Annotated in this window: 21 protein-coding genes and 1 tRNA gene; 13 read left to right on the top strand and 9 right to left on the bottom strand. The window is 73.6% G+C overall.

Annotation, left to right across the window (positions count from 1 at the left end; genetic code table 11):
* Window positions 1-10: 10 nt before the first annotated feature.
* From OG715_RS29265 to OG715_RS29245, 5 genes are all read left to right on the top strand, one after another.
* Window positions 11-1,366, top strand: a complete 1,356-nt coding sequence (locus OG715_RS29265; RefSeq protein WP_266274289.1) for a VWA domain-containing protein — start codon at window positions 11-13, stop codon at window positions 1,364-1,366.
* 73 nt (window positions 1,367-1,439) lie between these two features.
* A complete protein-coding gene (locus OG715_RS29260; RefSeq protein ID WP_266274290.1) occupies window positions 1,440-2,711 on the top strand; it encodes an FHA domain-containing protein in 1,272 nt (423 codons plus the stop codon).
* 157 nt (window positions 2,712-2,868) lie between these two features.
* Window positions 2,869-3,786, top strand: coding sequence for an ABC transporter ATP-binding protein (locus tag OG715_RS29255; RefSeq protein ID WP_030395077.1), 918 nt, complete (start codon window positions 2,869-2,871; stop codon window positions 3,784-3,786).
* Window positions 3,783-4,925, top strand: coding sequence for an ABC transporter permease (locus tag OG715_RS29250; protein ID WP_266274291.1), 1,143 nt, complete (start codon window positions 3,783-3,785; stop codon window positions 4,923-4,925). Before OG715_RS29255 ends, OG715_RS29250 begins: the two co-directional genes overlap by 4 nt.
* A gap of 103 nt (window positions 4,926-5,028) precedes the next feature.
* Window positions 5,029-5,433: a globin gene (locus OG715_RS29245; RefSeq protein WP_266274292.1), complete on the top strand. Its 405-nt coding sequence runs from the start codon at window positions 5,029-5,031 to the stop codon at window positions 5,431-5,433.
* Window positions 5,434-5,472: 39 nt separating this feature from the next.
* On the opposite strand, the gene OG715_RS29240 is transcribed toward OG715_RS29245, so the two are convergent.
* The 5 genes from OG715_RS29240 to OG715_RS29220 all read right to left on the bottom strand — a co-directional run bounded on the left by OG715_RS29240 (window position 5,473) and on the right by OG715_RS29220 (window position 11,181).
* Window positions 5,473-6,171 (bottom strand): hypothetical protein, encoded by a 699-nt coding sequence (locus OG715_RS29240; protein WP_266274293.1) that lies wholly within the window; start codon window positions 6,169-6,171, stop codon window positions 5,473-5,475.
* Window positions 6,172-6,276: 105 nt separating this feature from the next.
* Window positions 6,277-6,717, bottom strand: coding sequence for an acyl-CoA thioesterase (locus tag OG715_RS29235; protein ID WP_266274294.1), 441 nt, complete (start codon window positions 6,715-6,717; stop codon window positions 6,277-6,279).
* A gap of 113 nt (window positions 6,718-6,830) precedes the next feature.
* Window positions 6,831-8,495, bottom strand: coding sequence for an energy-dependent translational throttle protein EttA (gene ettA / locus OG715_RS29230; RefSeq protein ID WP_078896371.1), 1,665 nt, complete (start codon window positions 8,493-8,495; stop codon window positions 6,831-6,833).
* A gap of 319 nt (window positions 8,496-8,814) precedes the next feature.
* Window positions 8,815-10,350, bottom strand: coding sequence for a Cys-Gln thioester bond-forming surface protein (locus OG715_RS29225; RefSeq protein WP_266274295.1), 1,536 nt, complete (start codon window positions 10,348-10,350; stop codon window positions 8,815-8,817).
* A gap of 315 nt (window positions 10,351-10,665) precedes the next feature.
* Window positions 10,666-11,181: a single-stranded DNA-binding protein gene (locus OG715_RS29220; protein WP_266274296.1), complete on the bottom strand. Its 516-nt coding sequence runs from the start codon at window positions 11,179-11,181 to the stop codon at window positions 10,666-10,668.
* A gap of 646 nt (window positions 11,182-11,827) precedes the next feature.
* Between OG715_RS29220 and OG715_RS29215 the strand changes: the two genes are divergently transcribed.
* Window positions 11,828-11,903, top strand: a tRNA-Arg gene (locus OG715_RS29215).
* 254 nt (window positions 11,904-12,157) lie between these two features.
* Here OG715_RS29215 and OG715_RS29210 read toward each other — a convergent pair.
* Window positions 12,158-12,772: a TetR/AcrR family transcriptional regulator gene (locus OG715_RS29210; protein ID WP_266274297.1), complete on the bottom strand. Its 615-nt coding sequence runs from the start codon at window positions 12,770-12,772 to the stop codon at window positions 12,158-12,160.
* A 78-nt stretch (window positions 12,773-12,850) separates the two neighbouring features.
* On the opposite strand from OG715_RS29210, the gene OG715_RS29205 reads away from it, so the two are divergent.
* Window positions 12,851-13,411, top strand: coding sequence for a GNAT family N-acetyltransferase (locus tag OG715_RS29205; RefSeq protein WP_266274298.1), 561 nt, complete (start codon window positions 12,851-12,853; stop codon window positions 13,409-13,411).
* 80 nt (window positions 13,412-13,491) lie between these two features.
* Here the strand turns inward: OG715_RS29205 and OG715_RS29200 are convergent, their stop codons facing one another.
* Window positions 13,492-14,946: an MFS transporter gene (locus tag OG715_RS29200; protein WP_266274696.1), complete on the bottom strand. Its 1,455-nt coding sequence runs from the start codon at window positions 14,944-14,946 to the stop codon at window positions 13,492-13,494.
* A 247-nt stretch (window positions 14,947-15,193) separates the two neighbouring features.
* On the opposite strand from OG715_RS29200, the gene OG715_RS29195 reads away from it, so the two are divergent.
* From OG715_RS29195 to OG715_RS29185, 3 genes are all read left to right on the top strand, one after another.
* Window positions 15,194-15,883 (top strand): TetR/AcrR family transcriptional regulator, encoded by a 690-nt coding sequence (locus OG715_RS29195; RefSeq protein WP_266274299.1) that lies wholly within the window; start codon window positions 15,194-15,196, stop codon window positions 15,881-15,883.
* A gap of 116 nt (window positions 15,884-15,999) precedes the next feature.
* Window positions 16,000-16,812: an enoyl-CoA hydratase/isomerase family protein gene (locus OG715_RS29190; RefSeq protein WP_266274300.1), complete on the top strand. Its 813-nt coding sequence runs from the start codon at window positions 16,000-16,002 to the stop codon at window positions 16,810-16,812.
* A 180-nt stretch (window positions 16,813-16,992) separates the two neighbouring features.
* Window positions 16,993-17,595 (top strand): phosphatase PAP2 family protein, encoded by a 603-nt coding sequence (locus tag OG715_RS29185; protein WP_266274301.1) that lies wholly within the window; start codon window positions 16,993-16,995, stop codon window positions 17,593-17,595.
* Between the two features lie 52 nt (window positions 17,596-17,647).
* On the opposite strand, the gene OG715_RS29180 is transcribed toward OG715_RS29185, so the two are convergent.
* Window positions 17,648-18,865, bottom strand: coding sequence for an acyl-CoA dehydrogenase family protein (locus tag OG715_RS29180; RefSeq protein ID WP_045939259.1), 1,218 nt, complete (start codon window positions 18,863-18,865; stop codon window positions 17,648-17,650).
* Window positions 18,866-19,000: 135 nt separating this feature from the next.
* Between OG715_RS29180 and OG715_RS29175 the strand changes: the two genes are divergently transcribed.
* Entirely contained in the window at window positions 19,001-19,663 is a 663-nt protein-coding gene (locus tag OG715_RS29175) for a TetR/AcrR family transcriptional regulator (RefSeq protein ID WP_266274302.1), read from the top strand.
* Window positions 19,664-19,807: 144 nt separating this feature from the next.
* Entirely contained in the window at window positions 19,808-21,262 is a 1,455-nt protein-coding gene (locus tag OG715_RS29170) for a cellulase family glycosylhydrolase (RefSeq protein ID WP_266274303.1), read from the top strand.
* A gap of 63 nt (window positions 21,263-21,325) precedes the next feature.
* Here the strand turns inward: OG715_RS29170 and OG715_RS29165 are convergent, their stop codons facing one another.
* A complete protein-coding gene (locus tag OG715_RS29165; protein WP_266274304.1) occupies window positions 21,326-23,350 on the bottom strand; it encodes a M3 family metallopeptidase in 2,025 nt (674 codons plus the stop codon).
* Window positions 23,351-23,540: 190 nt separating this feature from the next.
* Here OG715_RS29165 and OG715_RS29160 point away from each other — a divergent pair, with 190 nt between their 5' ends.
* A complete protein-coding gene (locus OG715_RS29160; protein WP_266274305.1) occupies window positions 23,541-25,256 on the top strand; it encodes a bifunctional 3'-5' exonuclease/DNA polymerase in 1,716 nt (571 codons plus the stop codon).
* Window positions 25,257-25,279 lie beyond the last annotated feature (23 nt).

The raw sequence follows: 25,279 nt of genomic DNA, 5'->3' as shown, positions 1-25,279 counted from the left end.
CCACCCACCCATGGCAACACTGGCGAAGCCGAACCTGCCCAGGTTCGATGTGGAGATCTTCCAGAACGAGTACCTCGCGGACGGCGCCCGCGAAGTGAACGCCATCGTCACCGTCACCGCGACCGGCGGCGGCACCTCGGGCGGCCGCCCGCTCGGCATCACCGACGCCCCGGCCGGCGGCGACGGGCAGTCCGCCGCCGTGGTGATCCTGGTGGACTGCTCCGGCTCGATGGACTACCCGTCCAGCAAGATGCGCGGTGCCCGCGAGGCCACCGCCGCCGCCGTCGACACCGTCCGCGACGGCGTGGCCTTCGCCGTGGTCGCCGGCACCCACGAGGCCCGCGAGGTCTTCCCCGGCGACGGCACCCTCGCCATCGCCTCGCCGGAGACCCGGGCCCGGGCCCGGGAGTCGCTGCGCCGGCTCACCGCGGCCGGCGGCACCGCCATGGGCACCTGGCTGACCAAGGCCGACCAGCTCTTCCTCACCCGCCGGGACATCCCGATCCGGCACGCCATCCTGCTCACCGACGGCAACAACGAGCACGAGACCGCCGCCGAGCTGGAGCGCGCGATCGGACGGGTCACCGGCCACTTCACCGCCGACTGCCGGGGCGTCGGCACCGACTGGAAGGTCGAGGAGCTGCGCAAGATCGCCTCCGCGCTGCTCGGCACCGTCGACATCGTCCCCGAACCCTCCGGCCTGGCCGAGGACTTCCGCTCGATGATGACCGGCGCGATGGGCAAGCAGGTCGCCGATGTCGCCCTGCGGGTCTGGACACCCGCCAACGCGGTGGTGAAGTTCGTCAAGCAGGTCGCCCCCGCGCTGGAGGACCTCACCGGCCGCCGGGCCGAGGCCGGACCGAGGGCCGGCGACTACCCGACCGGCTCGTGGGGCGACGAGAGCCGCGACTACCACGTCTGCGTGGAGGTCCCGGCCGCGGCCGTCGGCAACGAGATGCTGGCCGCCCGGATCAGCCTGGTCCTGCCGCCCTCGGTCGCCGGGGGGACGCCCGAGGTGCTGTCCCAGGGTCTGGTCAAGGCGGTCTGGACCGACGACCTCGCCTCATCCACCCGGATCAGCCCGCAGGTCGCCCACTACACCGGGCAGGCGGAACTCGCCGCGGCGGTCCAGGAAGGCATGGAGGCGCACCGCGCCGGGAACGTCGACCTCGCCACCGCGAAGCTGGGCGCCGCCGTCCGGATCGCCCACGCGACCGGGAACGACGGCACCTACAAGCTGCTGCAGAAGGTGGTGGACGTGGTGGACCCGAAGGAGGGTACCGTTCGGTTCCGTAAGAACGTGAGCGAGGCCGACTCGATGATCGTCGAGACCCGGTCGACCAAGACCGTCCGCGTGAAGAAGTGACCGCCGAAGCGCCGACCGGGCCGCGAACCGGCCGGGCCCAGGCCCGGCCGAGCTGGAATTGAGGGGGGACCTGATGCCGATCTGCCCGAGGGGCCACGAGTCGCAGGCCGAGGACTGGTGCGACTTCTGCGGATTCCCGATGACACCGCCGCAGCCGCTGCCGCCGCCGCCCGGCGCGCACCCCGGTGCCCCGGGGGCGCACGGGGCCCACGGCGCGCCGTACGGTGCCACGCTCCCCCCGGGCGCGATGCCCCCGCCGCCGCCCGGCTCGATGCCGGCGCCGGGTTCGATGCCGCCGCCCCCTCCGCCGGCCCCGCAGGGTTTCCCCGACCTCACCGAGGGCCTGGTGATCTGCCCGATCTGCCGCAGCCCGCAGACCGGGCGGTTCTGCGAGGAGTGCGGGTACGACTACGACCTGTCCTCGCCGCAGCGTGCCCAGCAGCCGCCGTTCCCGGCCCCGGCACCGCCGCCCGCGCCCGCCCCGCTGAACATCCCGGCGGCGTACGGCGGCGCCCCGGCGGCACCGGCCGCGCCGCAGCTCGCCGAGGCCCCGCCGCTGCCGCCGCAGCACCAGCAGCAGCACCACCAGCAGCACGGCGCGCCCGCCGGCTACGGCTACCCGCCGCCGGCCCACGGTCAGCAGGCCCCGGCGCCCGGCCCGGTCGAGGCGGCGCCGTACGGCCCGCCGGCCGGTGAGGCGCCGTACGGAGCTCCCGCCGAGGCGCCGTTCGGCCCGCCGGCCGAGACCCCGTACGGGCTGCCGCCCGCGCACCCGGCGCAGCAGCGGCCGCCGGTCCCGCGCGAGGACTCCGGCCCGGTCTACGCCCAGCCCGGACCGGCCCGGCGCGGCGACGAGTTCGGCACCTCGTTCCACCTGGCCCCGCCGGTGCCCCCGCAGGCCGAGCAGCCGCCGGCCCCGGCCGCCGAGCCGGCGCGGACCACCTGGTTCGCGGTGATCGCCGCCGACCGCCAGTACTTCACCGACATGATGGCCCGCAGCGGTCCGGAGGCGGCCGGGCTGTTCTTCCCGCCGTACTGCCCCGAGCGGCGGATCCCGCTGACCGGGCGCGGCCAGCTGCGGATCGGCCGGCGCAGCCAGCACCGCGGCACCGTGCCGGAGATCGACCTCTCGGTCGCGCCGGAGGACCCGGGCGCCTCGCACCAGCACGCCCTGCTGGCCGAACAGCCGGACGGCAGCTGGGTGCTGGTCGACCAGGACTCCACCAACGGCACCACGGTGAACGGCGGCGCGGAGCCGATCTCCCCGCACACCGCGATCCCGCTGGGCGACGGCGACCGCGTCCACATCGGCGCCTGGACCACGATCACCCTGCACCGCGCCTGAGCGGGTCCGGACGGCGGCGGGCCGGTGCGGTCCCGGGTCTCCCGGACCGCACCGGCCGTCCCCGGGGTCACGACTCAGCGGCACCTTGTAAAAATGATCATCAAATGATGCTTCGGCATCTCCCCGTCGTGACCCCGCAGCCCTACCCTCAGTCGATATGACTGCTGCAATATCCGCCGACGGTATCCGTCAGCGGTACGGGGACGTACAGGCCGTCGACGGAGTGTCACTCACCGTCGAGGCCGGCGAATTCTACGGAATCCTGGGCCCGAACGGCGCCGGGAAGACCACCACGCTGGAGATCCTGGAGGGGATCCGCAAGCCCGACGAGGGCCGGATCGAGCTGCTGGGCCTGGCGCCCTGGCCGCGCAACCCCAAGCTGCTGCGCCGCATCGGCGTCCAGTTCCAGGCCTCCGCCTTCTTCAACCGGCTCACCGCCCGGGAGACCATCCGCACCTTCGGCTCCTTCTACGGCGTCGGCCCCAAGGCCGCCGACGCGATGCTGGAGCGGGTCGGCCTGACCGAGTCGGCCGGGGTGATGACCGACAAGATGTCCGGCGGCCAGGCCCAGCGGCTCTCGATCGCCTGCGCCCTGGTCCACGGACCGGAGCTGGTCTTCCTCGACGAGCCGACCACCGGCCTCGACCCGCAGGCCCGCCGCAACCTCTGGGACCTGCTGCGCGACATCAACGCCGAGGGCCGCACCGTCGTCCTGACCACCCACTACCTGGACGAGGCCGAGGTGCTCTGCGACCGCGTCTCGGTGATGGACCGCGGCCGGATCCTGCGGACCGGGGCACCCGCCGCGCTCATCCGCGAGATCGACGACACCGTCCGGATCAGCGTGGAGTCCGGGCAGCTGCCCATCGACACCGCGCGCGAACTGCTCACCGCCGCCGGGGCGGAGACCACCTCGCTGGAGGACGACGGCGTCTCGCTCTCGCTCTCCACCCGGCTGCCCGCGCCGGTGCTCTCGGTACTGGCCGACCGCGGCGCCCTCCGGGGCCTCGAGGTCCGCGGCGCCACCCTGGAGGACGTCTTCCTCCAGCTCACCGGACGGGAGTACCGCGCATGACCGCCGAGCCCACCACGGCCGCGCCCGCGCAGGCCCCCGCACCGGACAGCCCTCCCCCGGCCGAGCGCGAGCGGGTCTCCGCCTTCGCCAGCCTCTCCCGGGTGATGATCGTCTCCTTCGTCCGCGACCGCAGCGCGCTGTTCTTCGTGCTGCTGTTCCCGCTGATGTTCCTGATGCTGTTCGGCACCCTGCTCAAGGGCGCCTCCAGCCCGCACGCCAAGGTCGAACAGGTCGGCGCCGTCCGGGTCCTGGACTCGGTCCAGGGCGAGGCCCGGGCCGGCCTGGAGCAGGTGCTGACCATCTCCAAGGGCGACGACGAGGCCGCCGCACTGGAGAAGGTCCGCAAGGGCGACCTCGACGCCATGATCAAGGAGGGCCCGGACGGCAAGGTCGTGGTCCGCTACAGCGCCGCCGACCAGGTCCGCTCCGGCTCCGTCCAGGGCATCGTCAACTCGGTGGTCCAGCAGGCCAACCAGGCCGCCACCGGCAAGCCCCCGGCCTTCGTCATGGAGAGCAGCCAGGTCGAGGACGGCTCGCTCAAGCCGATCCAGTTCCTCACCCCCGGCCTGCTCGGCTGGGCGGTGGCCACCGGCGCGGTGTTCGGCGCCGCGCTGACCCTGGTCGGCTGGCGGCAGAAGAAGGTGCTGCGCCGGCTGCGGCTCGCCCCGGTGAGCGCCGGGTCGGTCATCGCCTCCCGGGTCGCGGTCTCCGTCCTCACCGCGCTGGTCCAGACCGCCGTCTTCCTGGTGGTCGCGACCACGCCGTTCTTCGGGCTCAAGCTCACCGGCGACTGGTGGCTGATCGTCCCGCTGGTGGTCTGCGCGACCGTCGCCTTCATGTCGATCGGCCTGCTGGCCGGTTCGGTCGCCAAGACCGAGGAGGCGGCGAACGGCATCTCGCAGATCATCGTGCTGCCGATGTCGTTCCTGTCCGGCTCGTTCTTCCCCACCGACGGCATGCCGGGCTGGCTGGAGGCGATCTCCCAGGCGCTGCCGCTGCGGCACCTGGTCACCGCCTCGCAGTCGGTGCTCTCCCGGGGCGGCGGCGTGATGGACGCGCTGCCGACCATGGGCGGCCTGCTGCTGTTCGCGGCCGTCATGACCGGCATCTCCTGGAAGCTGTTCCGCTGGGAGGACTGACCGTCCGCACCTCCCCCGGTCGGCCCGTGCGGGGTCGTACGCCGAAGGTCCTGGTCCCCAGGTCCCGGTGTACGGCCCCGCCGCCGTCTGCGACCATGGTCCGGTGAACGAGATCCGGCGTGGCACGCCCAGCGAGGAGACCTTCTTCGAGCAGGTCGGTGGCGAACCGACCTTCCGGCGGCTGGTCCACCGGTTCTACCAGGGCGTCGCGGAGGACGAGTTGCTCCGGCCGATGTACCCCGAGGAGGACCTCGGGCCGGCCGAGGAGAGGTTCACGCTCTTCCTCATGCAGTACTGGGGCGGCCCGCGCACGTACAGCGAGCAGCGCGGCCACCCGCGGCTGCGGATGCGGCACGTGCCGTTCAAGGTGGACCGCGCGGCGCACGACGCCTGGCTGAAGCACATGCGGGTGGCCGTGGACGAGCTGGCCCTGCCGGCGGAGGCCGAGCAGCAGCTCTGGGACTACCTCACCTACGCCGCCGCCTCGATGGTCAACACCGAGGGCTGACGAGGCCCCGGGCCCCGTGCGCGGGGCCCTACGAGGTGGCTACGAGGGGCGGACCGGGCTGAGGCCCAGACCCGCGCCGAGCGCCGCCGCGGTGCGCAGGGCCACCGAGCCCGCCGGGGCGGAGAGCCGCAGCCAGCCGCCCGCCCGGTGCACGGTGAGCGGGGCCACCGGGTCCAGGAAGCCGATCACCCGGGCCGCGTGGGCGGCGCGCAGCGGCAGTTCTGGCAGGACGGTGACCGGGCGGGACCAGATCTCGTCGGCGAGCGCGTCGAGCACCGGCCGGGTCCGGTGGTGCTCCGGGACGGCCTCGCTGCGCTCGCGGAACTCCCTCACGGCGGCCATCACTTCACCGTAGACCTGGGCGGCGGGCGGTTCGCCGACCGGCCGCCAGCCGGTGCGCGGCGGCAGCAGCCCGGCCCAGGCCGGACCGGTGACCGGCCCGGGCAGGGCGAGGGTGTTCGCCCCGGTGTCGACGCCGTCCAGCAGCTGCCCGGCCGAGACGGTCAGGTCGACCGGCCCGTCGAGCCCGGCCAGCCGGGCGGTGCGCACCGCCAGCACACCCGAACCACCCAGCGGCAGCCGCCCGAAGACGGCCAGCACACCGCTGCCGTCCGGTTGCGGCACACCTTGCGACCGGACCGCCGCAGCCCGGTCGAAGCGCAGCAGTCGGACCAGGAAGGCGGCCAGGTCGGCGGCCTCCCCGGCGTCGGCGAGGGCGAGGGTGGCGGTGCTGTTCAACGCTGCGGCTCACATCCGGGGCATCGGGCGGGCGGAACGGTCGGTCGGCGGGTTCGGGAGGGTGCGGTCGGCCAGGTGTCGGAGAACGCGGCCGGCCGGGTGCGGTCAGACCGCGACGGCCGGCTCCTCGTCCATGAACCGCGACAGGAACTCCCGCTCCACCGGGCTTATCCGGCGCGGCCGGCCCTCGGCCAGGTCGTAGGGGACGACCACGGTCGAGGCCCGGACGTAGACCGTCTCGGTGCCGTCGTCGGCGGTGTCCTTGATCTCGTAGGAGACCGTCAGCGAGGCGCCGCCGATCCGGGTCACCCAGGTCTCGATCGTGACCGGCTCGGGCCGGTGCACCAGCGGGCGCTTGTAGTCGATCTCGTGGCGCGCCACCACCGAACCGCCCGCGAACTCGCCGGCGCCCGCCTCGGCGGCCTGGGTGAACATGAAGTCGATCCGGGCCTCCTCCAGGTAGCGCAGGAAGACCACGTTGTTGACGTGCCCGAAGGCGTCCATGTCGGACCAGCGCAGCGGGCAGGCGTAGATGTGGCGTGACACGGGTGCTCTCCTCGACCTTCGGTGCCCGCCGGCGTCGGCTGCCGGTCGGGCCGCGGCCCGGCAGACCCGCCCCCCGTGGGGCGGATCTGCCGGGCCGTCGTCATGGCTGGCTGTCAGCCGCGGGTCAGCTTCTTGTAGGTGGCCCGGTGCGGACGCGCCGCGTCCGAGCCCAGGCGCTCGACCTTGTTCTTCTCGTACGAGTCGAAGTTGCCCTCGAACCAGAACCACTTGCTCTCGCCCTCGTAGGCGAGGATGTGGGTGGCGACGCGGTCCAGGAACCAGCGGTCGTGCGAGATGACCACGGCGCAGCCGGGGAACTCCAGCAGCGCGTTCTCCAGCGAGGAGAGGGTCTCGACGTCGAGGTCGTTGGTGGGCTCGTCGAGGAGCAGCAGGTTGCCGCCCTGCTTCAGGGTGAGCGCCAGGTTGAGGCGGTTGCGCTCACCGCCGGAGAGCACGCCGGCCGGCTTCTGCTGGTCCGGGCCCTTGAAGCCGAACGCCGAGACGTAGGCGCGGGACGGCATCTCGACCTGGCCGACGTTGATCCAGTCCAGACCGTCGGACACGACCTCCCAGAGGGTCTTCTTCGCGTCGATGTTGGCACGCGACTGGTCGACATAGCTGATCTTGACCGTGTCGCCGACCTTGACCGAGCCGCTGTCCGGGGTCTCCAGGTCCAGGAGCATCTTGAACAGGGTGGTCTTGCCGGCGCCGTTCGGGCCGATGATGCCGACGATGCCGTTGCGCGGCAGGGTGAAGCTGAGGTCGTCGATCAGGACCTTCTCACCGAAGGCCTTGTTGAGGTTCTCGACCTCGATGACGACGCTGCCCAGACGCGGGCCCGGCGGGATCTGGATCTCCTCGAAGTCCAGCTTCCGCATCTTGTCGGCCTCGGCCGCCATCTCCTCGTAGCGGGCCAGACGCGCCTTGGACTTGGCCTGGCGGCCCTTGGCGTTGGAGCGGACCCACTCCAGCTCTTCCTTGAGCCGCTTGGCGCGCTTGGCGTCCTTCTGGCCCTCGACCTTGAGCCGGGACTGCTTGGTCTCCAGGTACGTGGAGTAGTTGCCCTCGTACGGGTAGGCGCGGCCGCGGTCGAGCTCCAGGATCCACTCGGCGACGTTGTCCAGGAAGTACCGGTCGTGGGTGACGGCGACGACGGTGCCCTTGTACTTCTCCAGGTGCTGCTCCAGCCAGTTCACCGACTCGGCGTCCAGGTGGTTGGTGGGCTCGTCGAGCAGCAGCAGGTCGGGGGCCTCCAGCAGCAGCTTGCAGAGCGCGACGCGGCGCTTCTCGCCACCGGAGAGCTTGGTGACCGGCCAGTCGCCGGGCGGGCAGCCCAGGGCGTCCATGGCCTGCTCCAGCTGGGCGTCCAGGTCCCAGGCCTCGGCGTGGTCGAGGTCCTCCTGGAGCTTGCCCATCTCGTCCAGCAGGGCGTCCGAGTAGTCGGTCGCCATCAGCTCGGCGATCTCGTTGAAGCGGTTGAGCTTCCCCTTGATCTCCTTGACGCCGTCCTCGACGTTCTCCAGGACGGTCTTGGACTCGTCGAGCGGCGGCTCCTGGAGCAGCATGCCGACGGTGAAACCGGGCGAGAGGAAGGCGTCGCCGTTGGAGGGGTGCTCCAGGCCGGCCATCATCTTCAGCACGGTGGACTTACCGGCACCGTTGGGACCCACGACGCCGATCTTCGCCCCGGGGAGGAAGCTGAGCGTCACGTCGTCAAGGATGACCTTGTCGCCGTGCGCCTTGCGCACCTTGCGCATCGTGTAGATGTATTCCGCCACGTGAGATCGCTCCGGCGTCGTCGGGGAGTTATTCGGCTTGCAGCCTTCCATTGTGCCGCACCGGAACGGGAGCCCCGAACGGCTGCTCCCCATCCGGCACCCGCCCGCCGCGGTCCGCCCCCGCCCGGCGCAGCCCCGCACCGCCCGGCGTCCCCGTGCCGCGGTGCCCTGCCCGTGCCCCTGCCCCTGCCGTCCGGACGCGCAACGGCCCGGCTCCCCGCACACGTGGTGCGGGGAGCCGGGCCGTTACGGGCGGTTCGGCGCCCGGTGCTCCCGGGTCAGTGCCCCGGTCCTACCGGATCGGCCTCGGGCCGGTGCCTCAGGCGGCGTTGCCCTGGCGGCGACGGCGCAGCAGGAAGACCGCGGCACCGCCGGCCACGACCAGACCGCCGGCGACGGCGGCGATGACCGGGGTGGCGTCGCTACCACCGGTCTGGGCCAGACCGCCGGTGGTGCCGGGGGCGGTGCTGGTCGGCGCCGGGTGGGCGGCCGGGGTGGTGGCCGAGGCCGACGGGGTCGCGCTCGGGGTCACGACCGGAGCCGGGGTGGTCGGGGCCGCGGTGGTCGGCGCCGGGGTCGACGGCTTGGTGCTCGGGGTGGTGGCCGACGGGGTCGGGGTCGGCGTGGTCACGCTGGTGTTCTTGCAGTCCAGGATGCCCTTGAAGTTCTTGCTGAAGCCGTTCGGGCCGGTGACGGTGATGTCGTAGGCCGTGTCCTCGACGACCGGGACGATCACGGTCTCGATCTTGCCCGGCTGGACGGTGATGTCCTTGCCCGGCTTCACCGAGACGGTGGCGGCCTCGTCGCCGCCGTTGGCGACGGAGACCTTGACGCCGTTGGACACGCACTCGACCACGGCGGTGCTGTCGACCAGCGGGCCCTTGGCGGCCTTCCAGGTCGCCTTGGCGGTGTCCTTGACGGCGAGCTTGGTGGAGCCCGCCAGGATCATGGTCTGGCTGTGCTTCTCCGGGGTGTAGCCCTTGCTGAGGAAGACGCGGCCGCTGGGCACGACCGTCTCGGCGTTGGCGTTGATGCTCGCGGTGCCGTCCGGGGTGCCGGCCGGGACGTCCAGCCACAGCTGGGTGTCCTTGGCGATCGGACCGGGCAGGTCGGAGACCGGCTTGTTGTCCTTGTCGACCAGCTTGACCTTGTCGGCGGCGTCGCCGGCGAGCGCCAGCTTCACCTCGTTGGCGCTGGAGTTGAGGGTGAACGGGCCGAGCTTGGTGCCCGGCTTGCCCGACACCGAGTCCGGGGTGAGGCTCAGCGAGGGCTTGGGCTCGGCGGCGATGCCCTTGTTCTTCTCGCTGACCAGGTAGTCGCGGAGCTGCTTGGCCTCGGCGTCCACCGGGACGGCGTTCTTGCCGTCGGAGAACTTCCAGATCGCGGCCTGGGTGCCGGCGGCGGCGTCCTCCTTGGTGAGCTCGCCCTTGACGCCGGCGTCGGCGGCCAGCTTCTTGAGGTCCGTCACCTGCGGGTAGGAGTTCTCCAGGATCCAGCGGATCTTGGAGGCGTCCTGGGCCTTCTCCGGGCGGCCGAGCGAGCTCGACTTCCAGTCGGACTCGCGGTACTCGATGGCCTTGGTGATGTCGACCGGGTGGTCGATGTCGATGCAGTACGTCTTGATCTCGCCGTCGGCCGTCTTGAGGGTGAACAGCCCGCCCTGGATCGAGTGGCCCCCCTCGATGGCGATCTCCTCGCTCATCAAGGTCGGCTGGACCACCGCCGTGACACCGCCGCCCGGCTCGTCGGCCGCAGCCGCCGCACCGGCCGCGAACATGCCCCCGGCCAGCGCGGTGCTGGTCGCGAGCATGACAGTGGTTATGCGGGAGAACGCCCGCCCCTGCCTCTGGAACATCTTGGGATCCCTTCGGGCCGGGCCATGCCGGTGGGCAGCCCGCCTTGCTTGCCGCGCCCCCTGTGGCGCCGCTTCACGATGTGAACCAGACGAATCCTATGGAGCCCCGGAGGTCCGGAAACCCCCATGCGAAATTAGGACGATTCCGTATCTCGATCGTTATCAACCCTCCCACTATCCACACAAGCTGACGGGTAGCCAGAATTACCGGATCATTCCGCTAACCGGAACAGGATTGCGCATACGGGCACAACGGCCGTCTCGATTCGCATATTTGTCGACAGTCGGACGACCCGTCGGACACCCTGCGGGCCGCTAGGCGTCACCCCCGCTTTCCCCCTCGGCCGCCGGCCCGTCGCCGCCGTCCACCGCCTGCCGCCCCCTCAGGGCGTCCACGATCCACCCGGGCACGGCCTCGCCGAAGGCCGCCCCGGCGCCGGCGCCCGCCTCCTCCGGCGCCCCGCCCCGACCCCCCGGCGCCCAACTGAACCTGGCCGTACCGCGACTCAGATCGTGTCCGACCGACCGGGCGTCGATCTCGACCCGGCTGCGCTTCGCCTCCCCCTCCGCCCACTCCCGCACCCTCAGCCGCCCGCTCACCACCACCGGGTCACCCTTGGTCAGCGAGTCGATCAGATGCCCCGCCAACGACCGCCACGCCGTCACCGTCAGCCACTGCGTCTCGCCGTCGACCCAGACCTCCCGCGCCCGGTCGAAGCGCCGCTCGGTCGAGGCCAGCCGGAAGTTCGCCACCGGCACCCCGCCGGGGGTCAGGGCGTACGTCACCTCCGTGGCGACATTCCCGATCACCGTCACCTGTGTACCGTTCACAGCCACACTCCGTTCTCGCTGTTGCACCGTACGGAATCGACCGGCACACCCGCAGAGTGCGCTTCTCGGGAAATGCGCGCAGCAGAGTTCGGAAATCCTGTGGACAAATCGGGCCTGTGGAAAACCACCGTCGCCCGCAGGGGTGAATTTCGGCCTTTGTACGACCGTCGCACCGTCGTTCTGCGCGGCCATGACAACAAACCGGGGGCTCCCGCGCGGCCCCGGACACCCGCAGGGGTGGCCGAGCCGACCGTCCGCGCACGTCATCCGACCGAAGGAACCCGAATACGGCCCCCCACCCGCGTCGATGCCGCCCCCGGCCGCGGCGCTTTCTCCGTGCCGAATCCATAACGGGTGGGCAGACAGCCCCGTAACGAGTGCACAACGTCCGGCGCCGAAGACCGCCAGACCGCTGCACGCACGGCGTTCACCTGCGATTATCGGACCGCTCCACCTAGGCCGACACACCAACGGCGGTGTCGTAACACCCGGCCGAGGAACGGGGCACCCTTATCCTGTCCCCTGACAGGGCAGGGACCCGCCACCCCCCACACCCCATCCTCAGGTACGGGGACGGACAGCGGGCGCCGCGCGCCCACCGCCCGATCCCGGCAACGGTCACGCCCTCCCGGGCGCCGCCCGTCCCGCCCCCATAGCTCAGCGGATAGAGCACCCGCCTTCTAAGCGGTAGGTCGCAGGTTCGAATCCTGCTGGGGGCGCCACACACCTCGCGACGTCCTCCCACCGGGCAGTTCGCGTATTACCCGTACCGGTCAATTGCGGACGCCCCGCCGAGCGGCCGACCGCGCTTCGGCACCCAGCGCGCATAACCCGTGACCATGCGTGTCATGCACTCTCCGAAAAGTCCCCGCCGGGGAATTCCGGTGCCGTAAACACCGGCACCGAAGACCCAGTGGCACCGGCGCCGAAGACCCCGCGTCGCCGATGTCGAACACCCGCCGCCGGCGGCCCGCCGTCAGACCGGGGCCAGTCCCGCGAGATAGGCGTCCAGCAGTTCCACCTGCCGCTCCGCCGGAAACTCCGCCGGGGCGAACAATGCCTGCACCACCAGCCCCAGAACGAAGCTCTGCGCACCCGCCGCGAGCCCGTCCGCCGCAGGCCCGACCGGCAGCTCACCCAGCCTCTGCGCGTCCGCCACGCACTCCGCCAGCACCCGCCGAGAACGCGCGTACCGCGCCGCGTGCGCCTCCGCCAGCTCCGGATCGGCCAGCGCCACGTCCCAGGAACCCACCCAGATCCGGTTGCCCGCCCGACCCGCCCCGTCCAACGGCAGGATGTCCAGCAGCGCCGCCCGCAACCGGGCCAGCCCCGGCGCCGGCGGCGGCCCGCCGTCCGCCGGCACCAACCGCCGCGGCCGCTCCAGCGAACGCCGGTCCAGCAGCTCCAGCGCGTGCGCCACCAGCGCCTTCTTGCTGGGGAAGTAGTGCGTCAGCAGCCCGGTGGTGGCCCCCATCTCGGCGGCCACCGCACGCAGCGTCAACGCCTCGAAACCCCGGGTCGACAGCACCCGCCACACCGCCTCCGAGACTTCGGTCCGGCGGGCTTCGTGGTCTCCACGGGCGGGCGTCATGGGGTTATCTTACGTACCAAACGTTTGTTACGCATGACGCACCGATCCGACCGACCCCTCGTTGCGAAAGGCACGCCCATGTTCGCCGTCCCCCTCTCCGAGAACGCCGAGCTCCGCCCGCTGGAGCCGTGGCGGGCACCCGAGTACCTGGAGCACATCGAGCGCGGCCGCGCCCACATCGATGCCTGGATCAACTGGGCCGGTCTCGCCACCGACCTCGACTCGGCCCGCGCCGTCCTCCAGAACTACGCCGACCGGCAGGCCGCCGACACCGCCCGGCTGTACGGGATCTGGCTGGACGGCACACTGGTCGGCGGCGTGATGTTCGTCCAGTTCGACGCCAAGGGCGGGAACTGCGAGATCGGGGTCTGGACCGAGCCCGCCGGCCAGGGCCGGGGCCTGGTCGGCACCGCCGTCCGGCACCTGATCGACTACGCCTTCACCGTCCGCGGCATGCACCGGATCGAGTGGCACAACAGGCCGGACAACCTCCGCAGCCGGGCGGTCGCCCAGCGGATGGGCTTCACCCTGGAGGGCGTCATGCGCGAGAGCTACCTGCACGCCGGGGTGCACCAGGACGGCGAGGTCTGGTCCCTGCTCACCCACGAGTGGAAGCCCCAGGGCGCCCCCACCGGCTGAGCCCGGACCGCGGCGGCGGGGCCCGGTGGACGACTCCACCGGGCCCCGCGCCGTATCCGCCCCCGGGCGGCCCGTACCGGCTACCGCCCGCCGCGCTCCGCCGCCCCGGCCGGCCGCAGCCGCAGCGCCACCAGCAGGGCCAGCACCATCACACCGGCCGCCGAGAGGAAGACGGTGTCCACCGCGTCCACGAAGCCCGCCACCGCGTGCTCCCGGGCCGCGCCGGTCAGCCGGCCGACCGCACCCAGCGGCACGCCGGGCTCGGCGGCGGTGAACTCCCGGGCCAGCACGGTGCCGAAGAGTGCGGCCCCCAGCGCGCTGCCCAGGGTCTGGAAGAACCGGACACCGGTGGTGGCCACCCCCAGCTGGTGCGCCGGGGCGGCGGCCTGGACCACGGAGATCAGGTGCCCGATCAGCTGGCCCAGCCCCACGCCGAGCAGCAGCAGTTCGGCCCGGACCAGCCACAGCGACGTCCCCGGCCCGCTCGTCCCGAGCAGCAGCAGCGCGGTGGCGGAGCAGACGGCGCCCGTCACCAGCACGGCGCGGACCCGCACCCCCCGGGCCGTCAGCCGGTTGACCACCAGGCCGATCACGGTCATCCCGACCGCCATCGGGAGCAGGTACAGGCCGGCCGAGGTCGCGGCGACACCCCGGGCGACCTGGAGGTAGAGCATCACGTACATGATCGCGCCCATCATCCCCATCCCGACCAGGCCCTGCAGCGCGAAGCCGATCCGGATCTCCGGGATCCGGAACAGCGAGAGCGGCAGCACCGGGTCGGGGGCGGTGGCCTGGCGGCGGAGGAAGAGCACGAAGACCAGCACGGTGGCCGCGGCCAGGCCGAGCAGCTGCGGGGAGGTCCAGCCGTAGGTCCGGCCGCCCCACTCGGTGATCAGCAGCAGGCCGGTGGCGAAGGCCGCGGCCAGGGTGGCGCCGAGGAAGTCCAGCCCGCGCCGTCCGGTCCCGGCGGGCAGCCGCAGCACCAGCACCGCCCCGGCCAGGACGGCCAGGCCGATCGGCAGGTTGACGTAGAAGATCCAGCGCCAGTTCAGGTGGTCCGCGAGCAGCCCGCCGATCAGCGGGCCGACGGCCATGCCGCCGCCGGCGACGATCCCGCCCGCGCCGCCCCCGCCGCCGCCGTCCTCGTCCGGATCCTTCAGCTGGGCCATTACCACCATGGTCACGCTCATCAGCCCACCCCCGCCGATGCCCTGGACCGCCCGGAAGGCGATGAGCTGCTCCATCGAACCGGCCGCCCCGCAGAGCGCCGAGCCGAGCAGGAAGGTGCCGACCGCGCCGATCAGTACCCGCTTCGCCCCGTAGAGGTCGCAGAGCTTGCCGTAGAGCGGCAGCAGCGCGGTGGCGGCCAGGGCGAACGCGCTGACCAGCCAGGGCAGTCGGTCGACGCCGTGGACCGGGTCGAGGTCGCGGACGATCGGCACGGTGGCCGCCGACACGATGTTCATGTCGAGCACCGCCAGCACGATCGTGACCAGGCAGAGCATCATGCCCAGCTTGCGCCGGGACTCGGTCATCAGCGCCGCCGCGGGCGCGGCCGGTGCCGGAGCGGTCGGCGTCGCGGCGGTCGGCGGTTCGGTCGCCGGAACGGTCGGCGGTGCGGTCACGGCCATCGGAAGTCCCCCCTGGGATCACGGAGTCCGGGCGTCGGGACGCCCCGCGCCGAACCGGTCCGACCCGGCGGCGCGGCACCACCATGGCAGTCTTTTTTGACTCGGTCAATTCTTCAGCCCAGTACATCTTTGATCCTGGTACAGTCACTTCATGACGAAAATCGCGATCGGGACCGACGGGAGCGGGACCGACGAGGCCGGACTGGGCCTGCGGGAGCGCAAGAAGCGGCAGACCGCGATCCGGATCTGGCGGACCGCCATCGCCCTGTTCGCCGAACGCGGCTTCGACGAGGTCTCGGTGGCCGAGATCGCCGCCGCCGCCGAGGTGTCCAAGATGACCGTCTTCAACTACTTCGCGACCAAGGAGGACCTCGTCCTCGGGCCGATGGAGAAGCACATCGACGAGCCCGCCCGGGTGGTGCGCGAAGCGGCCCCGGACGTCCCGGCGGTGACCGCGCTGCGCACCCACTACGTCGCCGCGCTCGCCGCGCTCGACCCGGCGACCGGCCTGAGCGACCAGCAGCAGGTGATCGACGTGGTCCGGCTGATCCACCGCACCCCGGTGCTGGCGCTGCGGGCGTACGCGGGCTTCGACGCGGGCGCCCGGGCGGCGCTCACCACCGAACTGCTCGCCCGGGACCCGGAGCACGACCCGCTGACCGCCCGGGTCGCCGCCGCGCAGCTGCTCGGCACCCAGCTGACCCTGACGGAGGAGAACCAGCGCCGGATGCTGGCCGGCGACCGGGCGGCGGACGTCCTGCCCGAGGCCCTGGCCGCCGCCGACCGGGCCTTCGCCCTGGCCGCGCGGGGACTCGGCGACTACGGCGCCTCCCGGCCCTGAGCCACGCCGCCGGACTCCGGGGCACCGGGCTCCGGGGCACCGGACTCCGCAAGGCCGGACTCCGCAAGGCCGGACTCTGGGAGAGTGGCCGCACCCACACCCTCCCGGAGGTGCCCATGGCCACCCGGCCGCTGCTGACGCGCGACCGCGCCCCGCTGCCCACCGAGACCGAGGGCCTCAACGCCCACGTCGGCGAGGACGGCGTCGCGGTGCTGGAGTTCGACCGCCCGCACCGGCGCAACGCCGTCACCCTGGCGATCTGGCAGGCCCTGCCGGAGGTGCTGAAGCGGCTGGCCGAGGAGCCGGGCGTGCGCGCGCTGCTGGTCACCGGAGCGGGCGGCACCTTCAGCGCCGGTGCCGACATCGAGGAACTGGCCGGGGTCTACGGCGATCCGGACCGTGCCGACGCCTACCACGCGGTGAACGTCGCCGCCGAGGAGGCCCTGGCGGCGTTCCCGCACCCGACCCTCGCCGTGGTGCACGGCGCCTGCGTCGGCGGCGGCTGCCAGCTGGCGGTCGCCTGCGACCTGCGCTTCGTCGCCGAGGACGCCCGGCTCGGCATCACCCCGGCCAAGCTGGGCGTGGTCTATCCGGCGGTGCCCACCCTGCGGCTGGCCCGGCTGGTGGGCCCGGCCCGCGCCAAGTACCTGCTGTTCTCGGGCGAGTTGCTGTCCGCGCCGGAGGCGGCCGCCCTCGGGCTGGCCGAACGTGTCCTGCCGGCCGCCGAACTGGACACCGCGGCACTGGAGTTCGCCCGGCTGCTGACCACCCGCTCGCCGCAGACCATCGGCGCGGTCAAGGCCGCGCTGGCGGTGCCGCCGGAGCGGGCGGCCGAGGCCCTCGCGCCCTGGGAGCGCCGCTCCCGGGAGGCCCCGGACGTCCGCGAGGGCCTCGCCGCCTTCCTCGAACGCCGGCCGCCCCGGTTCTGACCGGGCCCCGGGCCGGGCGCACTCCAGGACCGGGCGGACCCGGAACCAGCCGGGCCGGACCGGGACGGACCAGGGGTGGAAGGGGTGCGGACCAGGGGCGGAACGCGCCGGGGCCGAACCGGTCCGTGGATACGATCATGCGACCGATCCGCAGCCGAACCCGCCTGGAGCGCCACCGCGATGACCACCGCGACGACCACCGACACTCCGCCCTCGACGGCCCGGGCCCGCCGGATCACCGACGGCCTGGAGCCGAAGAACGTGATCATCGCGATGCTGCTCCTGCTCGGCGGCCTCCGCTACGGCCGGACCGGCCTCGCCTGGGCGGCGTTCGCGGCAGTGTTCACCGCCGTGGTCCCGACCCTGCTGATCCACTTCGGCATGCGCAGGGGCACCGTCGGCGACCGCCACGTCGGCCACCGGCAGCGGCGGCTCACACTCTTCCCGCTGATCATGGCCTCGGTCGCGACCGGCCTCGTGGTGATGCTCGCCGCGGACGCCCCGCGCGACCTGACCGCGACGGTGGTGGCGATGCTCGCCTCGCTGGTCCCGATCCTGGTGATCACCGTCTGGTGGAAGATCTCCGTGCACACGGCCGTGGCGAGCGGCGCGACGGTCTGCATGGCCGTCGCGCTCTCGCCCTGGTGGCTGCTGCTCTACCCGCTGGTGGCAGCCATCGGCTGGTCCCGGGTGGTGCTGCGGGACCACACCACCGCGCAGACGGTCGTCGGCACGGTGGTGGGCGCCCTGTCGGCCGGGCTCACCTTCTGGGCCGCACGCTGATCCCCGGGCCCCGCGACCGCCGCCCGCTGACGCCCGGCCCGGCCGCCGGCGGTCAGCGGATCGGCAGCCCCGAGACGGCCCGGGCGATCACCAGCCGCTGGATCTCGCTGGTGCCCTCGAAGATCGAGTAGATCGCGCTGTCCCGGTGCATCCGCTCGACCGGGTACTCCCGGGTGAAGCCGTTGCCGCCGAGGATCTGCATCGCCTGCGCGGTGACCCACTTGGCGGTCTCGCCCGCGTAGAGCTTGGACATCGAGCCCTCGGCGGAGGTGAACGGCTGGTTGGTGGCGGCCATCCAGGAGGCCCGCCAGACCAGCAGCCTGGCCGCGTCGATCCGGGTCTTCATGTCGGCCAGCTGGAAGGCGACGCCCTGGTTGTCGATGATCGGGCGGCCGAACTGCACCCGGGTCTTCGCGTAGTCGAGCGCCACCTCGTAGGCGGCCCGGGCGATCCCGATCGCCTGCGCGCCGACCGCGGGCCGGGAGGCCTCGAAGGTGGCCATCGCGGCGTTCCGCCCGGACTTGCGGACGCCCTCGCGGGCCCGGGCGAGGCGCTCGTCCAGCTTCTCCTTGCCCCCGAGCAGGCAGTGCCCGGGCAGCCGGACGGAGTCCAGCACCACCTCGGCGGTGTGCGAGGCCCGGATGCCGTGCTTCTTGAACTTCTGGCCCTGGCTCAGCCCCGGCGTCCCCGGCGGCACCACGAAGGACGCCTGCCCGCGCGCGCCGAGCGCCGGGTCGACGGTGGCCACCACCACGTGGACGGCGGCGATCCCGCCGTTGGTGGCCCAGGTCTTGGTGCCGTTCAGCACCCACTCGTCGGTGGCCTCCTCGTACACGGCGCGGGTGCGCAGCGCGGAGACGTCGGAGCCGGCGTCGGGCTCGGAGGAGCAGAACGCCGCCACCTTGACGTCGTCCGGGGTGCCGAACATCTGCGGCGCCCAGGTGCCGATCTGCTCGTCCGTGCCGTTGGCGAGGACCGCGACGGCGGCGAGGGTGGTGCCGACGATGGACAGGCCGATGCCCGCGTCGCCCCAGAAGAGTTCCTCCATGGCGATCGGGATGCCGACGCCGGAGGGGTCGAAGTACTGCTGGGCGTAGAAGTCCAGCGAGTAGATGCCGAGCTTGGCGGCCTCCTGGATGATCGGCCAGGGGGTCTCCTCGCGCTCGTCCCACTCGGCGGCGGCGGGCCGCACCACGTCGGCGGCGAAGCCGTGCAGCCAGTCGCGGACGGCGATCTGGTCCGGACCCGGGTCCAGCGAGAAGGTGCTCATGAGTGGGTGCCTCCGACGAAAGGTGCGACCGACCGGGGTGTTACCACCGGTAACATCGTCGGAGTCTGCTACTGCTTGGTAACCGGTGTCAACGCCGGTGCCGCAACACCCGGCACGGAAGCGAAGGAACAGCGCATGGACCCAGAGCCCCGCCGGGAGCAGCTGCTCAACGCCGCCGACCGGGTCGTCCAGCGCGAGGGCCCGGGCGCGAGCATGAACGCCATCGCCGCCGAGGCCGGCATCACCAAGCCGATCCTCTACCGGCACTTCGGCGACCGGAACGGCCTGATCCGGGCCCTGACCGAACGCCACACCGGCGGGCTGCTGGCCGCCGTCCGGGCCGCGCTGGCCGAACCGCTGGAACGCCGCGACCGGGTCGAGCACGTCCTGGACACCTACCTCGCCGGGATCGAGTCCCGCCCCCAGGTCTACCGGCTGCTCACCCACCCCGAACCCGGCGACCCCAGCGGCGCGGGCAACGCGCTCGCCCCGGCCCTCCGGCAGATCGCCGAGGAGATCACCCGGGCCGTCGCCGGGCAGGTCGACCTCGGCGCCGACCGCGAACTGCTCGCCGAGGTCTGGGGGCGGGCGATCACCGGCATGGTGCTGGCGGCCGGCGACTGGTGGCTGGAGTCCCGGCCCTGCTCGCGCACCCGGATGGTGCAGGCGCTCGCCGACCTGCTCTGGGGGCGGCTCGCCGCCGCCGCGGACCTGCCGACCGCCGCCCTGCCCGCCGGACCGGCGCCGACCCCGGCCCCGGCCCCGACAGCGGATCCCCAGGACCGCCCCACCGGCTGACCGGCTGACCGGCTGACCGGCTGACCGGACGCCAACAGCGCTTTCCGGCAGGCACGTTCCGCTTCGCGTCCGCACCGCTCCCTTGTGCGGCGCGGACCCGGCGGGCATCATCGGGCCCCACCCCCGCCCACCCCGGAGGTCCCGATGCGCCCGCCCCGCACCGCCGTTGCCCTCCTGATCGCCGCCGCCCTCGCCCTGCCCGCCGCTCCGGCCCGGGCCCACTCCCCGTCCCGCGCACCTGCGTTCCCCACCGGTACCGCCACCGCCCCGGACGGCCGCACCGACCTCACCGACGCCGCCGGCCGCCGGCTCCAGCTGCGCGGCTTCAACCTCGACAAGTACGCCGAGGCCACCGAGCAGGACCTCGGATCGATCGCCGCCCAGGGCTTCACCCTGGTCCGCCTGCCGGTCTCCTGGACCAGGCTGGAGCCGACCCGGGGCCGCCTCGACCCGGCCGAACTGCGGCGGCTGCACCGGCTCCTGGACGCGGCCGACCGCTCCGGCCTGCTCGTCCTGGTCGACCTCCACCAGGACGTCTACGGCCCGTACTTCGGCGGCGGGGACCGCGGCGTCCCGCCCTGGGCCACCCGCGACGACGGCCTGCCGTTCGAACCCGACCCCGACGACTGGTTCGCCGGCTACTTCCAGCCCGGCGTCCAGGCCGCCTTCCGGCACCTCTACGACGACCCCGACCTGCGCGCCTGGCAGGCCGACTTCTACACCCGGCTGGCGCGCGAACTGCGCGGCCACCGCTCACTGCTGGGCTACGACCTGTTCAACGAGCCGTTCGGCCCGGTCGACGGCGACCCGGCCGACCCCGAGGTGCTCGCCCGCGCCGCCGCCGAGCTGGAACAGGGCCGGCTGGCCGCCATGTACCGGCGGCTGATCGCCGCCGTGCGCCGGGCCGACACCCGCGCCTGGCTGTTCGTCGAACCGACCGTCCTGGTCGGCCAGGGCGTCCCCACCAGGCTGCCCGGCTTCACCGACCCCCGCCCCGGCGCGCCCCGGCTCGGCTACGCGCCGCACTTCTACGACACCGCCGTCGAGTCCGGCGCCGACTGGGACCCGGCCGGCGGCTTCGTCGAGCGCTACACCGCCGCGATCACCGCGTACCCGAACGCCCGCCGACTGCCGGTGCTGGTCGGCGAGTGGGGCCCGCCGAACTCCCGCACACCCGGCAACACCCAGCTGGTCCGCCGCCAGGTCGAGGCGATGGACGGCTTCGCGGGCGGCTGGACGCTCTGGTACTGGTGCCGGGGCAACGGCGGCTACTGCGCGCTCGACCCGGCCGGGCGGCCCGCCCCGGGCGAGGAGCCGGCCTTCGGCCCGTACCCGGTCGCGACCGCCGGTACGGGCGCCCGGACCGCCTCGGACGGCGCCCGGCACACCGTCCGCTGGAACGCCGACGGCACCGGCCGGAGCACCGAACTCGCGCTGCCGGCCGCCGCGTTCCCCACCGGCGTACGCGTCACGACGCAACCGTCCGGCGCCCTGGTCGAGGTCGAGCAGCCGAGCGGCGGGCGGGCCGGTCACGCCCGGATCCGGCTCCCGCACGCCCGCCCGGGCACTCCGGTCGCCGTCGTCCTCGAACCGCGCTGAGCCCCGGTCGTTCCCCGACGCCGGTCCGGCGGCGCACACCGCGCCGCCGGACCGGCACCCCCGCTACAGCAGCCCGCGCCGGGCCAGCAGCGGGGCGGTCTCCGGGTCGCGCCCGACCACCGCGCGGAAGGAGTCCAGCGCGTCCCGGCTGTCGCCGCGCGCCAGCAGCTCGCGCCGGAACACCTCGCCGCTCTCGCGCACGCTCCGCCCGCCGTCCTTGAACCACTCCACCGTGTCGGCGTCCAGCACCTCCGACCAGATGTACGCGTAGTAGCCCGCGCTGTACCCGCCCGCGAAGATGTGCCCGAAGTACGTGGTCCGGTAGCGCGGCGGGACCGCCGCCACCGCCAGCCCGGCCTTCGCCAGCGCCGCCGCCTCGAACTCCTCGGCGTCCGCCACCTCCTGGCCCTCCGGCAGGGTGTGCCAGGCCCAGTCCAGCAGCGCCGCCGCCAGGTACTCGACGGTCCGGAAGCCCTGCCCGAAGGACTCCGCCGCCTCGATCCGCCCGACCAGCTCGGCCGGCAGCGGCTCGCCCGTGGCGTGGTGGCGCGCGTAGTTGGCCAGGACCTCCGGCCACACCATCCACATCTCGTTCACCTGGGACGGGAACTCCACGAAGTCCCGCGGCACGGCGGTGCCCGCGAAGTACGGGAAGCGCACGTCCGAGAACAGCCCGTGCAGCGCGTGGCCGAACTCGTGGAACAGCGTGCGCACCTCGTCCCAGGACAGCAGGACTGGCTCGCCGGGCGCCGGCTTGGCGATGTTCAGGTTGTTGTAGACCACCGGCCGCTGCCCCAGCAGCCCGGACTGGGTGACCAGTTCGTCCATCCAGGCACCGCCGCGCTTGGACACCCGGGCGTGGAAGTCGCCGAGGAACAGGCCGAGCGCGGTGCCGTCCGCGTCGAACACCTCGAAGACCCGCACATCGGGGTGGTAGCCGACCAGGTCGGGGCGCTCGGTGAAGCTCACCCCGTAGGCCAGGTTCGCGGCGAAGAAGACGCCGTCCCGCAGGACCCGCTCCAGCTCGAAGTACGGGCGCAGCGCCGCCGCGTCCACCTGGTACGAGGACTGCCGGACCTGCTCCGAGTAGTACGCCCAGTCGTGGGCGGCGATCTCCTCGACACCGTCGGCGGCGGCGACCTTGGCCAGCTCGGCGGCCTCCCGGCGGGCGTTGGCCACGGCCGGCGGCACCAGCCGGGCGAGCAGCGCGTCCACCGCCTCCACGGTGCCGGCCGTCTCGTCGGCCACCACGTAGGCGGCGTGGGTGTCGTACCCGAGCAGACGGGCCCGCTCGGCGCGCAGCGCGGACATCCGGATCGCCAGCGGGCCGTTGGTCCCGGCGGCCCGGCCGAGCGAGGCGGTGAGCAGCCGCTCGCGCACCGAGCGGTCGGTGAGCGAGGCGAGCTCGGTCTGGTTGGAGAAGTTCTTCAGGCTGAGCACATAGGTGCCCTCGCGCCCGAGCGCGCGGCCGTTCTCGGCCGCCGCCGCGATCGCGTCCGGGGAGAGGCCGGCCAGCTCCTCGGCGGAGTCCAGCACCAGCGCGCGGGCCTGCGAGTCGGCCGACACGTTCTGGCGGAACTCCGAGGCGAAGGTCGCCAGCTCGGCGTTGATCTCGCGCAGCCGGGCCTGCTGCACGGCACCCAGCCGGGCCCCCGCCCGGACGAACGCGGTGTACCGGCGCTCCAGCAGCCGCAGCGACTCCGGGTCCAGGTCGAGTTCGGCGCGGCGGGCGTGCAGCTCCTCGACCCGGGCGAACAGCGCGGCGTCCAGGTGGATCGCGTCCCGGTGCGCGGCCAGCCGGGGGCTGATCTCCGCGTCGATCCGGTCGACCTCGGGGGTGGTGTCGGCGGAGGAGTGGTTGTCGAAGACCCCGCGGACCCGGCGCAGCAGCGCCCCCGAGCGCTCCAGCGCGACCAGGGTGTTCTCGACGGTCGCCGGCGCCGGATCGGCGGTGATCGCGGCGATCTCGGCCAGCTGCTCGGCCATCCCGCGCTCGAAGGCGGGCAGGTAGTGCGCCGGCCGGATCTCGGCGAACGGCGGCAGTTCGTAGGCCAGGGTGCTGGCCTTGAAGAACGGGTTCTCGGTCATTCCGCCGACCTTACGCCGTGTCATCGGCGCTGCCTACGCCTCCTCCCGGCCACCGGCGCGCACCGGACCCGCGCGCCCCGGCCCGGCCGCCGAACGGCGCGGCCCCGGTTGTCGTACCCTCCCGCTACCGTCGGAACCGACCGGCCGTACGCCCCCGGACGGCCCCCGTCCGCACGAGAGGAGGAGCCCCGTGGCACCCAGGATCGCCCTCGCCCCCGACCCGCACGGCCCCGGCGGCCGGCTCCAGCCGCTCGACGACGCGGGCACCCCGCTCGGGCCGCCCGTCCCCGTGCCCGACCTCGCCGCCGCCGTCGCCGGGCGGGAGGCCGCCGAGCACCCGCGCTGGGTGTGGGCCGCCGCCGACTCCGGCTACGACCCGCTGCTCCCCCGGCTGCCCGGCCGGCTCGCCCGCTGCCACGACCTGCGGCTGGTCGAGGCGCTGCTGCTCGCCCACGAGGGCCGGTTCGGCGCCCCCCGGTCGCTGGGCGCCGCCTGGGCCCGGCTGCGCGGCCTGCCGGTGCCCGCCGACCTGCCCGAGCCCGGCTCCGCGGAGGCCGACGACGGCCAGGACACGCTGTTCGCCCCCGACCGGCTCCAGCTGCCGCCCGGCACCGACCCGCTGGCCGCCGCGGTCGCCGTCCACGCCGAGCAGCAGCGCCGGCTGGCGGCGATCGACGACCCGGCGGCCCGGGGCCGGTACCGGCTGCTGGTGGCCGCCGAGTCGGCGGGCGCGCTGTCCGCCGCCGAGATGGGCCACGACGGCCTGCCCTGGCGGACGGACGTTCACGACCGGCTGCTCACCGAGCTGCTCGGCCCCCGCCCGACCGTCGCCGGCGCGCAGCCGCGCGTGCTCGCCGAGCTCGCGGCCGAGCTCCGGGAGGCGCTCGGCGGCCGCGTGTTCAACCCCGACTCGCACGCCCAGGTGCTGCGCGCCTTCGCCGAGGCGGGCATCCAGCTCGGCTCCACCCGCTCCTGGGAGCTGAAGCGGATCGACCACCCGGCGGCCCGGGTGCTGGTCCGCTACAAGGAGCTGTCCCGGCTCCATGTGGCCCACGGCTGGGCCTGGCAGGACGCCTGGGTGCGCGACGGCCGGTTCCGCCCCGAGTACGTGGTCGGCGGTGTGGTCTCCGGCCGCTGGGCCAGCCGCGGCGGCGGGGCGCTGCAGATCCCGCGCATCCTGCGCCGTGCCGTGGTCGCCGACCCGGGCCGGCTGCTGGTGGTCGCCGACGCCGCCCAGCTGGAGCCCCGGGTCCTCGCCGCGCTCTCCCAGGACACCGGGCTGGCCCGCACCGCCGCCGGCGGGGACCTGTACGAGGCGCTCGCCGCCTCCGCCTTCCAGGGCGACCGGGACAAGGCCAAGCTCGGCCTGCTCGGCGCCATGTACGGCCAGACCAGCGGCGACATCGGCCCACTGCTGGCGACCCTGCGCACCCGCTACCCGGCCGCGATGGGCTACGTCGAGGCGGCCGCCCGCACCGGCGAGGACGGCGGTGTGGTGGCCTCCCGGCTGGGCCGTCCGTGCCCGCCCGCCTCGGCCGACTTCCTCGACCTGACCGAGGCGGGCGAGGCCGGTGGCGAGGAGGGCGGGCGCCGGGCCCGCTCCCGGGGCCGGTTCACCCGCAACTTCGTCATCCAGGCCAGTGCGGCGGACTGGGCGCTGGCGCTGCTGGCCGCGCTGCGGCGCCGGCTGGCCGAGCTGCCGGTGGCCTCGGCGGCGGACCGCCCGCACCTGGTGTTCTTCCAGCACGACGAGGTGATGGTGCACACCCCGGCCAATCTGGCGGACGAGGTGGCGGCGGCGGTCGACGCGGCGGCGGACGAGGCCCGGCGGCTGGTCTTCGGCGAGACCCCGGTCCGCTTCCCGCTGAGCACCGCCGTGGTGGAGTGCTACGCCGACGCCAAGTAGCCGAGGCAGCTGCTGCCGCCGAC

This window comes from Kitasatospora purpeofusca (assembly GCF_036010405.1).
GTDB lineage: Bacteria > Actinomycetota > Actinomycetes > Streptomycetales > Streptomycetaceae > Kitasatospora > Kitasatospora purpeofusca.
Note: the sequence above shows the minus strand (reverse complement) of the source record. Positions and strands in the feature narration are given on the sequence as shown.

Coding starts and splice junctions, on each gene's coding strand:
- OG715_RS29165 (WP_266274304.1), bottom strand. CDS start 23,350: ATGACCGAGAACCCGTTCTTCAAGGCCAGCACCCTGGCCTACGAACTG.
- OG715_RS29175 (WP_266274302.1), top strand. CDS start 19,001: ATGGACCCAGAGCCCCGCCGGGAGCAGCTGCTCAACGCCGCCGACCGG.
- OG715_RS29200 (WP_266274696.1), bottom strand. CDS start 14,946: ATGACCGAGTCCCGGCGCAAGCTGGGCATGATGCTCTGCCTGGTCACG.
- OG715_RS29255 (WP_030395077.1), top strand. CDS start 2,869: ATGACTGCTGCAATATCCGCCGACGGTATCCGTCAGCGGTACGGGGAC.
- OG715_RS29250 (WP_266274291.1), top strand. CDS start 3,783: ATGACCGCCGAGCCCACCACGGCCGCGCCCGCGCAGGCCCCCGCACCG.
- OG715_RS29225 (WP_266274295.1), bottom strand. CDS start 10,350: ATGTTCCAGAGGCAGGGGCGGGCGTTCTCCCGCATAACCACTGTCATG.
- OG715_RS29180 (WP_045939259.1), bottom strand. CDS start 18,865: ATGAGCACCTTCTCGCTGGACCCGGGTCCGGACCAGATCGCCGTCCGC.
- OG715_RS29210 (WP_266274297.1), bottom strand. CDS start 12,772: ATGACGCCCGCCCGTGGAGACCACGAAGCCCGCCGGACCGAAGTCTCG.
- OG715_RS29195 (WP_266274299.1), top strand. CDS start 15,194: ATGACGAAAATCGCGATCGGGACCGACGGGAGCGGGACCGACGAGGCC.
- OG715_RS29170 (WP_266274303.1), top strand. CDS start 19,808: ATGCGCCCGCCCCGCACCGCCGTTGCCCTCCTGATCGCCGCCGCCCTC.
- OG715_RS29190 (WP_266274300.1), top strand. CDS start 16,000: ATGGCCACCCGGCCGCTGCTGACGCGCGACCGCGCCCCGCTGCCCACC.
- OG715_RS29185 (WP_266274301.1), top strand. CDS start 16,993: ATGACCACCGCGACGACCACCGACACTCCGCCCTCGACGGCCCGGGCC.
- OG715_RS29265 (WP_266274289.1), top strand. CDS start 11: ATGGCAACACTGGCGAAGCCGAACCTGCCCAGGTTCGATGTGGAGATC.
- OG715_RS29260 (WP_266274290.1), top strand. CDS start 1,440: ATGCCGATCTGCCCGAGGGGCCACGAGTCGCAGGCCGAGGACTGGTGC.
- OG715_RS29205 (WP_266274298.1), top strand. CDS start 12,851: ATGTTCGCCGTCCCCCTCTCCGAGAACGCCGAGCTCCGCCCGCTGGAG.